The organism is Rhizobium sp. BR 317, assembly GCF_047445835.1.
GTDB lineage: Bacteria > Pseudomonadota > Alphaproteobacteria > Rhizobiales > Rhizobiaceae > Rhizobium > Rhizobium paranaense.
In genome coordinates this window covers 173684-186437 of the sequence record NZ_JARWLB010000004.1, presented here as the reverse complement: position 1 = coordinate 186437, position 12754 = coordinate 173684, and the positions used below count along the sequence as shown (strand labels likewise).

The following is a 12754-nucleotide window of genomic DNA, read 5'->3' as shown; positions in this document are numbered from 1 at the left end:
CACTATTCGCCGTGGCTAACGCTTCGATGCCAACCAGCGGATGCTGGTCGTCATCCCTCAGCTCGTTTGCGGATCGGCTCGTCGGCCTGCTTGCGTAGAGCGGCCTTCCTTGCCGCCAGCTCTTCCTTGGCCACCAGTTCCTTCGGCTTTTTCCCAATGATCTGCCTGCGTCCCTTGGTGGAGAAGGGTTGCACGAGCTGCGCCAGGAAACCCTTAGCGACCTTGCCGGTGATGCCGATGTCCGTGGAGGAGGGGCGGGGCGGGTTATAGTAAGTACCGAGGATCTGGTCCCAGATCACGAGGTTTTCGCCGTAATTGGTGTTGCCCTCGGAAAGCAGTTTCGAGTGATGCCAGCGGTGCAGGCGTGGCGTCGAGAGGAACCAATCGAGCGGGCCGGTACGCACGTCGATGTTGCAATGGGTGAGGAGGCCGATAAACGCGGTTACCGCGCCAATCCACAGGAAAACCGGCAGCGGCGCACCGAGGAGATAGAGCGGGATCTGGCCGAGCGCGATCTTGAACAGCGAATCGATGATGTGGAAACGTCCGGTATTGATGACCCACAACCGCTCGACGCTGTGATGCAAGGCATGGAAACGCCAAAGTGTCAGGTACTCATGCGCAAGGCGATGGGCCGCATAGAGGCCGAATTCGGCGATGATCAACCCCAGCACGACCTGCAAGGCCATCGGCCATTGCTCCGGCCAAATATGCGCCTGATGGCTCAGAAAAGGTTGCGCTACAGTCGCCACAGCCATTGGAAATGACGTGGCGATGGCTGCCGCGATCTGCACGCTGCCCTTGCTCAAAAGGGTGTGTGCGATGTTGCTAAACGTCTCGCCGTCGCGCTCCAGCCAGGTCTCCTCGTAGGGCATAAGCCGCTCGAAAAGCGCAATCGTCGCCACGGCGGAGAGATAGACGACATTGAACCAAAAGAGCTGCATATGCGACTGAAACGCAAAATAAGAGCCTGTCAGTCCGGCGCAAAAGATTGCCGGCCACAACAAGGATGAAACAGCAGCGTAGAGACGCGAACTGTTTTGAAATGTCATGCCATTATCCTCGGATTCTAGTCGATCGGGTGAGCTTGCGCGTAAAATACGCGCGATATGTACCGCGAGGATTGTGGGCGAGGAAGCGAAATTTTAATCCGAGATGGAAGCGTTGTATCTCGCCGTGTTGCGGTTGGTCGGCACGGGCCGCCGATTACGGAGGTTGTCGAGACGATACGAGGCGCATTCCGAATGGTTTGAGGGGAACACATCATCGTGCTCCCCCTGTGCAAGGTCGATAAGCTTCGTTTCTACCCGAATGCCAGCTTGCTTTTCTGCTGCCCGGCCTCGTCAAAATTCTCAGGCGACAGCCATCTTTCGTAACCGGCCTTCAGGCGCGGCCAGTCGGCGTCGATCATGGCGAACCAGGCGGTGTCGCGATTCAGGCCTTTGGCGACCATGTGCTGGCGGAAGATGCCTTCGAAGGTGAAGCCGAAACGTTCGGCAGCGCGCTTCGACGGCTCGTTGAGATTGTTGCATTTCCATTCGAAACGGCGATAGCCGAGCGTATCGAAGACGTAGGAGGCGAAGAGATAGAGCGTTTCGGTGGTGATGCGGCTGCGGGCGATCGCCGGTCCCCAGAGGATGCTGCCGATCTCGATGACGCCATGCACGGGATCGATGCGCATCAGCGCCTGCCGGCCTTCGGCCTTGCCCGTCCGCTTGTCGATCGTCGCAAAGAACAGCGGATCGGTGCCGGCGGCAGCTTTTTCGAGCCAGGGCGTGAAGGCGGCGAGGTCGGCCGGTGCACTCTCGAACAGATAGCGGAAGCGATCGTCGGCTCCAGGCGCTTGGGCCGAGGCGTAGAGATCGGCGCCATGGCGGGCCGCGTCGAGCGGCTCCAGCCGGACATAGCAGCCTTCCAGGGTGATGCGTTCTGGGCGCGGCACACCGTTCCAATTTTCGAGGTTCATGTCGAAGTCCTTTGGTATCAAATGCGAAAAATAATCTATCGAATCCGGCCCGATTGTATCAGTGCCGCGAGCGGTTCGGGTAGCTCTATCCCTTCGGGCAATCCGGACGCCGCTTCCGCCGGGGCCAGATGGCTTTGCACCGGCAGAACGCCTGCCCAGACGGGGAAATCCGCCTCGTCGCTATCGCCTGGCGGGCCGTTGCGAACCTTGGCCGTCGCCTCGTCGATTTCCATCCTCAGTACTGACGTCGCTTTCACCTCCTGGCGCGTCATCGGCCGCAGACTGTCCCAGCGGCCGGGAAACAGATTTTCGATGAAGCGGCGGAGCGCGTCGGCCTTTTCCTCGACATCGTCGACAAGGCGGGCTGTGCCGAAAACCATGGCGGAGCGGTAGTTGACCGAGTGGTTGAAGGCGGAGCGGGCAAGGACGTAACCATCCATGAGGCTGCAGGTGAGGCAAACAGGCATATCCTCGGCCGCGCGCAAAAAGCGGCTCGCCGCTGAACCGTGCCAATAGACATGGTCGCCTTCGCGCCAATGCAGTGTCGGCGTCACATAGGGTGCGCCGTTGATGACATAGCCGACGTGACAGAGGGGCGCGGCATCCAGAATGGCATGGACATCGGCACGGGCATGGCTGCCGCGATGATGTTCGCGCCGCACGCGTGAGCGTTCGGTAGTCGGATAGTCTTCTGTCTGCGGCGGGTAAAGGTCAGCCATGATGTCCTCATCGGTATCATTTCTGTTTATGCGCCAAAGAGGTAGGTTATAAACGGCCAGTTTTTCTATTTCTTGCAGACCAGTTGGAGATGTCATGACAGCCGTCGCACAATGGCCGACGCTCGATCGAGTGGCGGGCGATTTGGAAGGCCAGGTGTATCGCGTGATGCGCGATCGCATTCTCCAGGGGCAGATGCCGCCGAGCCAGCGGCTGCCGTCGACACGAACGCTGGCGATTTCGCTCGGCGTCGCACGCTCCACCGTGGTCAACGCCTATGAGCGGCTGAAGGCGGAGGGCTATCTGCAATCGACGACGGGTGCTGCGACCCGCGTCGCCGCATTCACGACACCACCTCTGCATGGGCAAGCTGCGTCGACGCCGCTCAGTCCGATGCCGGTGGCCGAGGGTGCCGCGGGCGGCCTGTTCGAGCCGGGCGTGCCAGATGTCTCAGCTTTTCCGCACGCTGCCTGGGCACGTTGCCTCGGCGCTCGCGGCCGTTCGCTGCGGGTGCATGATCTCGGCTATGGCGCTCACAGCGGTATTCGCGAGCTGCGTGAGGCGATCCTTGATCACATCTCCGCCACACGCGGCGTGATTGCCCGCCCCGAACAACTGCTCATCGTTCCCTCCACCGTGGCAGCGATCGATCTGCTGGCGCGCCTCCTGCTGCGGCCCGATCGTCCGCATGGCACAGTCGCCTGGATGGAAGAGCCGGGTTATGAGACAGCACAGGCCTTGCTGCGGATGGCGGGCGCGGATCTCGTGCCGGTGCCATGCGATCAGGCGGGTATCGATGTCGGCAGAGCGGTCGGTCCGCCGCCGCGGCTGATTTATGTCACGCCCTCGCATCAATATCCGACCGGCGTCACGATGAGCCTGCCACGCCGCCTGGCGCTACTGGAATTCGCCCGCGCCAATGGTTCGGTCGTGCTGGAAGACGATTATGATAGCGAATTCCAGTATGCCTCCCGCCCGATCGCCGCGCTGCAGGGCATCGATCGCGGCGAAGTGGTTGCCTATCTCGGCACTTTCTCGAAGACGCTGGCACCCGGCCTGCGCGTCGCCTACGCGGTCGTGCCATCCTGGCTCGTATCCGAGGCTGCGGCCGCGCAGCGGCTGAGAGGGGCTGTCGTGCCGATCCATATCCAGGCGGCGCTTGCCGATTTCATCCGCGAAGGCCGCTTTCGTGCGCATCTGAGGCACATGAATGCGGTCTATGCCGAGCGGATGGCAGCGGCTGTTTCGGCACTGAACCGTCATTGCGGAGATCGGCTCGAGATCGGCGGGGGCACTGGCGGGCTGCAACTGGCCAGTTGGTTCCGGGACCCTGGCATCGATGATCAGGCGGCCATACGGGAGATCAATGCCCATGGCTTCGCACTTCGCTCCATGTCTGCCCTGCATCTTGGTCCGCCGCGGCAGGGCCTGCTGTTCGGTATAGCGCGCATGGCGCCCGAGGCGGCGGATGCGGCGGCGGCAAAGATTGCCAAGCTGGTCAAACCTCATTCCAGCGGCGGATGACCGGTTCGCTCAGGTCGTGTTCATAGCCGAGGATGCTGATGCTGGTGGTGTCGAGCACGAAATGTGCGCCACCTTGCGGCGGCAGACTGAGCCAGCGGGCGGCGAAGACCCTCAGAAAATGCGCGCTGGAGAAGATCAGGACGTTGCCGGTTACCTCCCGAAGCTCGCTGATGATCCGATCTGCTCTCGCGCCGACATCGGCCGCAGTCTCGCCGTCAGGGCATCCGTCACGAAAGAGTTGCCAGCCGGGTCGCTGAGCCAGGATTTCCTTGGTGGTGACGCCTTCATAGGCACCATAATTCCACTCCGCCAGATCGTCCTTGACGACACGCGCATCGCCGAAGCCGGCGAGCGTGCTGGTGCTTTTGGCGCGCTGGGACGGGCTTGACCAGACGGCGGCGAAATCGATGGCGGGCAGGCGGCTCGCGACCTTGCGGGCGGCTTCTTCACCGGCGGCGGTGAGGGGAATATCGGTTCGCCCGGTATGCCGACCGGACAGGCTCCATTCCGTCTGTCCGTGCCGAACCAGATAGATTTCCGGATACGCGCTGCTCATCTGAACGCCTCTCGATCGCGCTGAAACTCCCGTAATTCTTCGCATCCGCGAGACGCTCTGTCGAGGGAGGATATCAGCGCTTGCAGAGGGATTTCAACTCATCGTTTCACGGCGCGGCGGACGCTGTGCATCAGAATGGCGAGGCAGCCCAGCAGCAAAAGAAGCCCCCCGATCAATGGTGGCAGGCCGAGAAGCTTGACCGCGACGGCGACGATGATCACCAGGATCAGGGAAAAAGCCGCGAGGCTGCCATCGTCGATGAACATGCCGATGAGTTCGGATATGGCGATGCGGATGACGTTCATTGGGCTGCCTTTACTGTGGATTTGCCGACGGAGCCGCGCAGGCCGCGGATGATGGCGAAGGACGCCAGGGCAACGATTGCGAAGATGGCGATAAGCGCAAGATCGGCGCCCGGCCAATCAGCGCCAATTCCTTCGCCGGTCCAGAAGATGCCGAAGCTGGTCAACATCAGCCCGACCACGAATTTGAGCGTGTTTTCCGGCACGGTGGCGAGGGGGCGATGCACCAGCAGGCCGATCAGCATGACCAAGATGAAGGCGGCGAGGGCGCCGATGCCGGCATAGAGCGTCAGGCCATGGGCACCGCCGACGGCGATGACGATGAAGACCACCTCGACGCCTTCCAACAGCACCGCCTTGAAGGAGGCAAGGCCGGCGAGATAGTCGGCGCGCCGGTCTTCGGATTGTTGGCGGAGCGCTGCCGTTTCCTTGGAGAAGGCTGCTTCCTCATCGTGCAGAGCGATAACGCCGAGCGAGCGCAGAATGGCCTTTCGCAGCCAGCGCATGCCGAACAGGATCAGCAGAACGCCGACGACGAATTGCAGCGTGGTGATCGGTACCAGCGCGAGCAGCGGCCCGAAGATCAGGACGAGGGCCGCAAGCACCGCAAGCGCGAGAGCGGCACCCGTCAGCGCCGGGCGCCAGCTTCGCGTGACCCCAACGGCAAGGACGATGGTGAAGGCTTCCACGACTTCGACGAAGGAGCCGAGGAAGGAGGCCGTTATGGTGGAAAGAATGGGTGTGAGACTGTTCATGCAGTGAATCCTGGATAACGGATAGCTGTTGATTTTGCGTGATCTTATCCGAAAGCCGCTCGAATTTTTCGAGTAAGACCATGCCGAAAGTCACATTCATGATCACGTTTCGGTGCTTCCCGCGCAGATATGTAACAAAATCCGCATTGGCGCCGTATATTTTGCGGGACAGGTGATCGTCCCTTCTACGGGAGGTTCCAGGAATGTTGAACAGACGACTTCTTCTCATCGCTGCCGGCCTCGGGGCGGTTGCGGCTCGATTTGGTTTGGCATCAAGCCCAGCCGTTGCGGCCGGGAAATTTCCCGTTACCCACACCGACGAAGAATGGCACAAGCTGCTGACGTCGGACCAATATTCCGTACTGCGCGAGGAGGGGACGGAATATCCGTTTTCCAGCCCGCTGTTGCACGAGGAGCGCAAAGGCAATTTCGCCTGTGCCGGCTGCCAGCAGGATGTTTTCTCCTCAAGCACGAAGTTCGATAGCGGCACCGGCTGGCCGAGCTTTTGGGCGCCGATCGATGGCGCAGTCGGTACGACAGAGGATCATTCCTTCGGCATGACGCGTACCGCGGTGCATTGCAGCCGCTGCGGCGGCCATCTCGGCCATGTCTTTCCCGACGGACCAAAGCCGACAGGTCTGCGCTACTGCATGAACGGCGTTGCCATGTCATTCCACGCGATTTCGGCCTGATTGCCGAAAATGAGCACCGTGATCCTTTTTCTGGATATCAGGCGTCGCCTAATGCTGCCCGTACCGCGGGGATCACTTTCTGGGCATAAAGTTCGATGCAGCGCATCAGTTTGCTGTGGCTGAGCGTGCCGGCGCTGTATTTCAACTGGAAGCGGCTGATGCCGAGCGTCTTGATGACAGGCGCGAGCTTGGCGGCGACCGTTTCGGGCGAGCCGACATAGAGCGAGCCGTTTTCGATCTCGCTTTCGAATTCGTCGCGCGTTATCGGCGGCCAGCCGCGTTCGCGGCCGATGCGATCGCGCATCGCCTTGTAGTTCGGCCAGAGCTCCTCGCGGGCCTGATCGTCCGTATTGGCAATATAGCCCGGCGAATGGATGCCGATCAGCTGAACAGGGCGGCCCAATTGCGCGAATGCCCTGTGATAGAGATCGATATACGGCCGAAAGCGATAGGGGCTGCCGCCAATGATCGCCAGCATCAGCGGCAGATTATATTGCGCGGCGCGGACGACCGAAGCCGGACTGCCGCCAACACCGATCCATGTTTTCAGGTGACCCTTCTCGATCGTCGGGAAGACGCGTTGATTGCTGAGCGGCGGGCGCGTCGTTCCCTTCCAGGTGACCGGCTCATTGGAAAGCAGAGCCGCGAAAAGATCGAGCTTTTCCTCGAACAGCTTTTCATACTGCGACAGCTCAAAGCCGAAGAGCGGGAAGGATTCTGTGAACGAACCGCGGCCGAGGATCACCTCCGCGCGCCCGCTTGAGGCGGCGTCCAGGCTGGAAAAGCGCTGGAAGACACGGATGGGATCATCGGAACTCAGAACCGTCACGGCCGAGCCGAGGTGAATCCGCGACGTGCGGCCGGCAATGGCGGCAAGCACCGTTTCCGGCGAGGAAATCGCGAAATCCTGGCGATGATGCTCGCCGATGCCGAAGAAATCGATCCCGAGCTGGTCTGCGAGCACGCCTTCCTCGATCACATCGCGGATGACCTGTGCATGAGATTCCGGGGCCTCGTTTTCGTCCTGCGTCACGTCACCGAAAGTATCGAGCCCGAATTCGACAGTGTTTGCCGTCATGATGTTTCCGTTGCCTATCGCAATTGCGTTGTGGGCATTTACGCGCGTTCCCGCAGGCGAACCATCCGCAAAGTTTCGGAGGTTTCCTTCGAAGAATTCGATATGGCCGTGATGGTAGCGGGAGGTGTGCCCCAAATGCCGGGACCGTTGCGTTTGGCGGAGCCGCCGTCGATAGTGTCCCTGGGCACCCGATCGTCGGAGGAAGAGGCGCATGTCAGAGCTGAAGAAAATCAATCTCACGAAGGCCTTTGCGGGGTTCAATGAGCCCTGGGTCCCGCGGATCTGCGGGGACATCAACGACTTTCAGATCAAGCTAGTCAAACTCGAAGGCGCCTTTCATTGGCACCATCACGAAGAGGAGGACGAGTTGTTCCTCGTTGTCAAAGGCACGCTTCGCATGAAGCTGCGCGAGGAAAATGGCGGCGATATCGTCCTCGGCCCCGGCGAATACATCATCGTGCCGCACGGCGTCGAACATTGCCCGACCGCGGAGCCGACATGCGAGGTCCCGCTGCTGGAGAGGAATACGACGCTCAACACCGGCAATGTCGAGAATGAGCGCACGGTGCGTCAGCCGGCGCGGCTTTGAAGGATGTGGGACGAATTGCGGCTTCGGTTTAGCGAGACCGCAATTCGGATTCGGGGCTGACAGCCATCAATTCAATTGTGCCAGCTTGTTCGGCGGACGGCATTCGGCGAACACATCGAGGCTGCGGTCGTAGACCTTCGTCGCAATATCCATCAGGCCGAGGACGCTGTGGAAGATGTTGTCGTGAGAATGGGTGCCGTCAGCGGCGCGTTTTGCCAGGCAGGTCATGTCATAGCCGCCGGTCTTCGCCAGATCGTCGGCCAGCCAGACCAAGAATGGCACATGGGTCTGTTGCGCAGGTGCGATGATGTATGGTGTACCGTGCAGGTAAATCCCGTTCTCGCCAAGCGACTCGCCGTGATCGGAGAAGTAGACGACCGCGCCGGACAGCGAGTTTGAGCGCTGCTTCAATTTATCGATCACCGCCGAAACGATATGATCGGTGTAGAGGATCGTATTGTCATAGGCGTTGGTGATCTCCTCCGGCGTGCAACTGCCGAAATCGTTGGCGCGGCAGTCGGGGGTAAAGCGGCGGAACTCGTCGGGATAGCGCTGGTAGTAGGCTGGGCCATGGCTGCCGAGCTGGTGCAGCACGAGGACGCTGTCTCCTTTGATATGGTCCAGCCAGTTATCGACCTTGTCCACCAGGATCGCATCCAGGCATTCGCCATCCTTGCAGAAGCGGGGATCGGCCGATGTCGGCAGATAGGTGTAGGGCACGCGGTCGGTGACGTGATAGCTGCCAGTATCATTGTCCAGCCAGGAGACATCGACCTTGGCATGGGTCAGCACATCAAGCAGGTTCTGCGTCTCGAGGCCCTTCAGGTGGGTATATTGCTCCCGCGTATAGACCGAGAACAGGCAAGGGATCGAGGTTGCTGTCGCCGTCCCGCAACTGCTGGTGTTGGGGAAATAGACGACATTCTGTTTCGCCAGCTCCGGATTGGTCATCTTGCCATAGCCGCCGAGGGAAAAGTTTTGGGCTCGCGCCGTTTCGCCGGCGACGATGATGGTCACACGCGGCTTGCCGTTGTCGTTCGTGCCAACCCTGTGGGCGTCCGTGCCCAGAGGCTGCGCGACGATGCTTGAATCCTTGCGCGAATTGATGGCGTAGCGCACGGCGCTGGTGATCGGCATGACTGGATTGAGCATATCCACGAGATCGGGGTGCGCACGGCCGACACCTGCGAACGTCTTGTAGAAGCTGGTGCCTGCGATCACGAAGACGGCGAGGCAGGAGAGGATGACAGCGGTATTATGAGCAAGCTTCTTGAGAAGGGGACGATGCGCAATGCGCACCCACGCAATCACCAGAGAGGGTAAAACGCCCGTCAGCAGCACATGTGTCGCAAAGCGCAGCGTGATCAGATGGCCGGCCTCGGCACCCGTCGATACCGCCGCATTGCGAATCATCTCCTTGTCGATGATGACCCCGAACTGATCGTTGAACCAGGAGGACACCGCCGCCACGAGAACGAAGAAAATCAGGATCGGCTTCGTGAGGTATTTGGCGGAGAAAAACGTGAAGAGCGCCATGATGGCCGCGGCGATGCCAATGGCGAAGGCGGCAAAGGCGGTGGGTTCCGCAATAAAATAACCGTAGGCCTTGGTCCAAAACGTCTGGTTCGTCACAAGAAGGATATAAATCGTGGTTAAAAGGCAAAGAGTGACGCTGCCGATTGCTGGCCGGACGCTTTGCCGGCCAGGCTGGATGTTTTTATCGTTCAATGTTTTTCTCCAAGGCGTTTCCTGAAAAGCGGGTCGGGAAACCGTAAACCGCAGCGCATAGGACGCGACTTTGACTATTTTAAAGCGCGGGACCGTGCCCACCGTTGCTGACATTTACCTGAACGATATTCGTTTGTGCACTACTGATTGGCGATCGCTGTCCCTTATCTACTCTTTTCCGCCTGCGGGCAGGCGAATTTCAGGTCGCCGTCAGAAATCCCGATCATAGCTTCATCTCTTGCATAAGGGAGAAGTCGTGCGGATTTTGCTGGTCGAAGACGATGCCACCATCGGCAATGCAGTGCAGGATCATTTGCTTGCCGAAGGCTGGGCAGTTGATTGGTCGATGGACCTGCGGTCCGCGATGGCGGCGGTTTCGGCCGGAGCTTATAACGTTGTTCTTCTCGACCTTCGCCTGCCGGACGGAAGTGGCCTGGAATTGCTAAGATATATGGGGCCGAAGGTCTCTTCGATGCCGGTGATCATCATGTCCGCTTATGATCAGCTATCGGATCAGATGGCCGGAATGAGCATCGGTGCGGTCGATTATCTCATAAAGCCGTTCGGGCTCGGCGAACTCGCGGCCCGCATCCGCAAGGCAACGACGCCTTCAAGCAAAGGAAAACCGGGAAATTGCCGCTCGCACGTTCTTCCGAAAGTCGGCTGAACGGCGCAGCCACAATCCTCTCCTCAATGCTGCTGCGATCTGGAGTTGAAGAACTCGAAAACGCTCAGCATGGCTGCGAACATGACCAGCGACAAAAGCCAACCGAGGACTGCGTCGGACAGATAGTGCGCGCCGGTCAGCACACGCATCGTCGGCATCATAATCGATGTCACGGCGAGGGGCACCCCTAGAGGAAGACGCCAGCGTGGCGGCAGCAGCAGGGCGAGACAGAGAAGCCATCCGGCCGATGACGACTCTCCGGAAACGAAGGAACAATTCCTGAGGCACTTGCCGGCAAACGAGCCCGCCTGAACGAAATCCAACGCTCCACCGAAGAGATCGGTATCGCGGGGGCGCGGCCGGCCGGAGAAGGCTTTCAGGATCAAGTTGACGATGAGGCCACAGCCAATCGCAAGCGACAACAGCGCCGCCATGCACTGATCGATTTTCGGCGTGCGCCAGTTGGGTCCGAGTTTCTTCCAGGAGAGGAAGGGAACTGCAAGCAGCACGATCACCGCGATATAGGGTAAAACGAGCGTGATCGAGCGCAGGATGACGAAGGGCCGATCCTTGTCGTAGGCAAACATGCCGCAGATGTCGTCGGCCGAATCGGTCCACGGACAAGGCTTACTCGTAAAGACGCTGCGGGCGACGGAAATATCGATCTCGGGAAATCTGTTGAAGAGAAGAAGGAGCAAACACCACAGTGCCGACAGCGCCAGGAAAGAGGCAAGCGGCTTGCCGAACGGCGCAGCACTTTTGGGGTAAGCAGCATAATTGTCGTACATCAGGAAAGGCCGTTTTCCGTCATCGCATATAGGAATAGGGCGAGATTCGGCTCTCGCGAAACGCGCTAACGATCTTCGCCCAGCTTTCCCTACGGTAGAAGCCTGACAGCAGCCTGAAACATCAGATGCTTAGGAAGTGCGGTTCGTCTTCTCGACGGGCAGCATTGTTATCTTGCTTTGCGCGCCCGTCACTCGCCGGTCTGGAAATAGGCTTCGAGACGATAGCCGTCGGGATCGATGACGAAGGCTGCGTAATAGAATTGGCTGTAGTCAGGCCGGATGCCCGGTTTGCCGTTGTCTTCGCCGCCATTGGCAAGCCCGGCGGCGTAAAAGGCGTCGACGGCCTCCTGGCTTGGTGCGACGAAGCAGAAATGCAGGCCGGAGCCGCGATCCGCCGGAACGGGGTGCTCCACCTCCATGACCCAGAACTGTGCCCGTTCAGCGCCATATCCGACCGTGCCGTCGAAATTCGACAGCCGCTCATAGCCGAGCGGCGCTAGCGTCGCATCATAGAATTGCCGTGCTCTTTCCAGGCTTTTGACGCCAATCGAGACATGATCGAACATAAATGCAGGCTCCTATTATCCGCTTCCTCGGCCTCATGATTGCCAAGGCTAAGGGTACGACATCCCTTCAAAATCCAATGGCTTCGGATGTTGGATCCAACCATCTTTCAACGACCGTTTGAAGTCAATGAAGAGTGGCAGGCGCCCATTTGGGATCTTGTGCACGAGACGCGCTCGATTCTCTGCATTGGGCAGATTGCCTGCACACAACTAGAATTGATAGGGTGGCGGTGCTGATGGATTTCGACGAATTGCAGGCTTTCGTGGGGCGTTTGATCAATCCGCTTGACTCACAATCAAGACTTGGCAACTCAGCCGCACATTTTTTTCAAATCGTCTGTCGATTTCCGAAGGGTTGCTTCGTCGTCGTATTGAGCGAGACAATTTCGCGGCAATGGCGCCAGCGGCTCGGCTCGAGAGGAATGGTCAAATGCGTTTCATGTCTATCATCACTTCTGCTCAAATGGGCATGCCGACGCCGGAGCTCATGGAAGCCATCGGCAAGCTCGCCGATCGCGAGATCAAGGCCGGCCGCATGATCGATACCGCCGGACTTATGCCGATGGAAACCGGAGCCCGCGTCAGCATCAAAGACGGAAAGCTCGTCATCGTCGACGGCCCGTTCGTCGAGGCCAAGGAAGTGGTCGGCGGCTATGCGATCTTCGAATTTCAGAACAAGGAGGAGGCTCTGGCGCTGACGGTCGAATTCATGCAGCTCCACATAGATCACATGCCGGGCTGGGAAGGCACCTGCGAGGTTCGTCCGTTCTTCACGCCGGATATGAACCCATGCAGCGCACACTCGGTCGCGGTCGCGGTCGCTTGA

At 59.5% G+C, this 12754-nt stretch carries 15 protein-coding genes; 5 read left to right on the top strand and 10 right to left on the bottom strand.

The genetic code is table 11. From position 1 onward, the window contains the following. Window positions 1-50 precede the first annotated feature (50 nt). From QD357_RS08290 to QD357_RS08280, 3 genes are all read right to left on the bottom strand, one after another. Window positions 51-1052 carry a sterol desaturase family protein gene (locus QD357_RS08290; RefSeq protein WP_107108901.1) on the bottom strand — a complete coding sequence of 334 codons (1002 nt, stop codon included), beginning with the start codon at window positions 1050-1052 and terminating at the stop codon, window positions 51-53. Between the two features lie 251 nt (window positions 1053-1303). Then, window positions 1304-1966 (bottom strand): GNAT family N-acetyltransferase, encoded by a 663-nt coding sequence (locus QD357_RS08285; RefSeq protein WP_107108900.1) that lies wholly within the window; start codon window positions 1964-1966, stop codon window positions 1304-1306. Between the two features lie 35 nt (window positions 1967-2001). After that, entirely contained in the window at window positions 2002-2685 is a 684-nt protein-coding gene (locus QD357_RS08280) for a pyridoxamine 5'-phosphate oxidase family protein (RefSeq protein WP_107108899.1), read from the bottom strand. A 94-nt stretch (window positions 2686-2779) separates the two neighbouring features. On the opposite strand from QD357_RS08280, the gene QD357_RS08275 reads away from it, so the two are divergent. After that, window positions 2780-4207, top strand: a complete 1428-nt coding sequence (locus QD357_RS08275; protein WP_107108898.1) for a PLP-dependent aminotransferase family protein — start codon at window positions 2780-2782, stop codon at window positions 4205-4207. On the opposite strand, the gene QD357_RS08270 is transcribed toward QD357_RS08275, so the two are convergent. From QD357_RS08270 to QD357_RS08260, 3 genes are all read right to left on the bottom strand, one after another. Continuing rightward, entirely contained in the window at window positions 4182-4763 is a 582-nt protein-coding gene (locus tag QD357_RS08270) for a histidine phosphatase family protein (protein WP_107108897.1), read from the bottom strand. The two genes, QD357_RS08275 and QD357_RS08270, sit on opposite strands and share 26 nt — an antisense overlap. Before the next feature lie 98 nt (window positions 4764-4861). Next, complete coding sequence (locus QD357_RS08265; protein WP_107108896.1) at window positions 4862-5068, bottom strand: hypothetical protein; 207 nt, start codon at window positions 5066-5068, stop codon at window positions 4862-4864. Beyond that, complete coding sequence (locus QD357_RS08260; protein ID WP_107108895.1) at window positions 5065-5820, bottom strand: COG4280 domain-containing protein; 756 nt, start codon at window positions 5818-5820, stop codon at window positions 5065-5067. Before QD357_RS08260 ends, QD357_RS08265 begins: the two co-directional genes overlap by 4 nt. Before the next feature lie 203 nt (window positions 5821-6023). On the opposite strand from QD357_RS08260, the gene msrB reads away from it, so the two are divergent. After that, entirely contained in the window at window positions 6024-6512 is a 489-nt protein-coding gene (gene msrB, locus QD357_RS08255; protein ID WP_107108894.1) for a peptide-methionine (R)-S-oxide reductase MsrB, read from the top strand. 37 nt (window positions 6513-6549) lie between these two features. On the opposite strand, the gene QD357_RS08250 is transcribed toward msrB, so the two are convergent. After that, complete coding sequence (locus tag QD357_RS08250; protein ID WP_107108893.1) at window positions 6550-7590, bottom strand: LLM class flavin-dependent oxidoreductase; 1041 nt, start codon at window positions 7588-7590, stop codon at window positions 6550-6552. A 211-nt stretch (window positions 7591-7801) separates the two neighbouring features. Between QD357_RS08250 and QD357_RS08245 the strand changes: the two genes are divergently transcribed. Then, complete coding sequence (locus QD357_RS08245; RefSeq protein WP_107108892.1) at window positions 7802-8179, top strand: cupin domain-containing protein; 378 nt, start codon at window positions 7802-7804, stop codon at window positions 8177-8179. Window positions 8180-8245: 66 nt separating this feature from the next. On the opposite strand, the gene QD357_RS08240 is transcribed toward QD357_RS08245, so the two are convergent. Next, window positions 8246-9907: a phosphoethanolamine transferase gene (locus QD357_RS08240; protein ID WP_107108891.1), complete on the bottom strand. Its 1662-nt coding sequence runs from the start codon at window positions 9905-9907 to the stop codon at window positions 8246-8248. Window positions 9908-10163: 256 nt separating this feature from the next. Between QD357_RS08240 and QD357_RS08235 the strand changes: the two genes are divergently transcribed. Next, the gene (locus QD357_RS08235; RefSeq protein WP_107108890.1) at window positions 10164-10574 is read left to right on the top strand and encodes a response regulator; all 411 of its coding nucleotides are present in this window, start codon (window positions 10164-10166) and stop codon (window positions 10572-10574) included. 23 nt (window positions 10575-10597) lie between these two features. Here the strand turns inward: QD357_RS08235 and QD357_RS08230 are convergent, their stop codons facing one another. Beyond that, window positions 10598-11362 carry a phosphatase PAP2 family protein gene (locus QD357_RS08230; RefSeq protein WP_107108889.1) on the bottom strand — a complete coding sequence of 255 codons (765 nt, stop codon included), beginning with the start codon at window positions 11360-11362 and terminating at the stop codon, window positions 10598-10600. 188 nt (window positions 11363-11550) lie between these two features. Beyond that, window positions 11551-11928, bottom strand: coding sequence for a VOC family protein (locus tag QD357_RS08225; protein WP_107108888.1), 378 nt, complete (start codon window positions 11926-11928; stop codon window positions 11551-11553). 430 nt (window positions 11929-12358) lie between these two features. Here QD357_RS08225 and QD357_RS08220 point away from each other — a divergent pair, with 430 nt between their 5' ends. Continuing rightward, window positions 12359-12754, top strand: coding sequence for a YciI family protein (locus QD357_RS08220; RefSeq protein ID WP_107108887.1), 396 nt, complete (start codon window positions 12359-12361; stop codon window positions 12752-12754).

What these genes read in the sequence shown, in the direction of transcription:
- QD357_RS08225 (WP_107108888.1), bottom strand. Translation starts at nt 11,928, where the DNA reads ATGTTCGATCATGTCTCGATTGGCGTCAAAAGCCTGGAAAGAGCACGG.
- QD357_RS08260 (WP_107108895.1), bottom strand. Translation starts at nt 5,820, where the DNA reads ATGAACAGTCTCACACCCATTCTTTCCACCATAACGGCCTCCTTCCTC.
- QD357_RS08270 (WP_107108897.1), bottom strand. Translation starts at nt 4,763, where the DNA reads ATGAGCAGCGCGTATCCGGAAATCTATCTGGTTCGGCACGGACAGACG.
- msrB (WP_107108894.1), top strand. Translation starts at nt 6,024, where the DNA reads ATGTTGAACAGACGACTTCTTCTCATCGCTGCCGGCCTCGGGGCGGTT.
- QD357_RS08250 (WP_107108893.1), bottom strand. Translation starts at nt 7,590, where the DNA reads ATGACGGCAAACACTGTCGAATTCGGGCTCGATACTTTCGGTGACGTG.
- QD357_RS08265 (WP_107108896.1), bottom strand. Translation starts at nt 5,068, where the DNA reads ATGAACGTCATCCGCATCGCCATATCCGAACTCATCGGCATGTTCATC.
- QD357_RS08290 (WP_107108901.1), bottom strand. Translation starts at nt 1,052, where the DNA reads ATGACATTTCAAAACAGTTCGCGTCTCTACGCTGCTGTTTCATCCTTG.
- QD357_RS08285 (WP_107108900.1), bottom strand. Translation starts at nt 1,966, where the DNA reads ATGAACCTCGAAAATTGGAACGGTGTGCCGCGCCCAGAACGCATCACC.
- QD357_RS08230 (WP_107108889.1), bottom strand. Translation starts at nt 11,362, where the DNA reads ATGTACGACAATTATGCTGCTTACCCCAAAAGTGCTGCGCCGTTCGGC.
- QD357_RS08275 (WP_107108898.1), top strand. Translation starts at nt 2,780, where the DNA reads ATGACAGCCGTCGCACAATGGCCGACGCTCGATCGAGTGGCGGGCGAT.
- QD357_RS08245 (WP_107108892.1), top strand. Translation starts at nt 7,802, where the DNA reads ATGTCAGAGCTGAAGAAAATCAATCTCACGAAGGCCTTTGCGGGGTTC.
- QD357_RS08220 (WP_107108887.1), top strand. Translation starts at nt 12,359, where the DNA reads ATGCGTTTCATGTCTATCATCACTTCTGCTCAAATGGGCATGCCGACG.
- QD357_RS08280 (WP_107108899.1), bottom strand. Translation starts at nt 2,685, where the DNA reads ATGGCTGACCTTTACCCGCCGCAGACAGAAGACTATCCGACTACCGAA.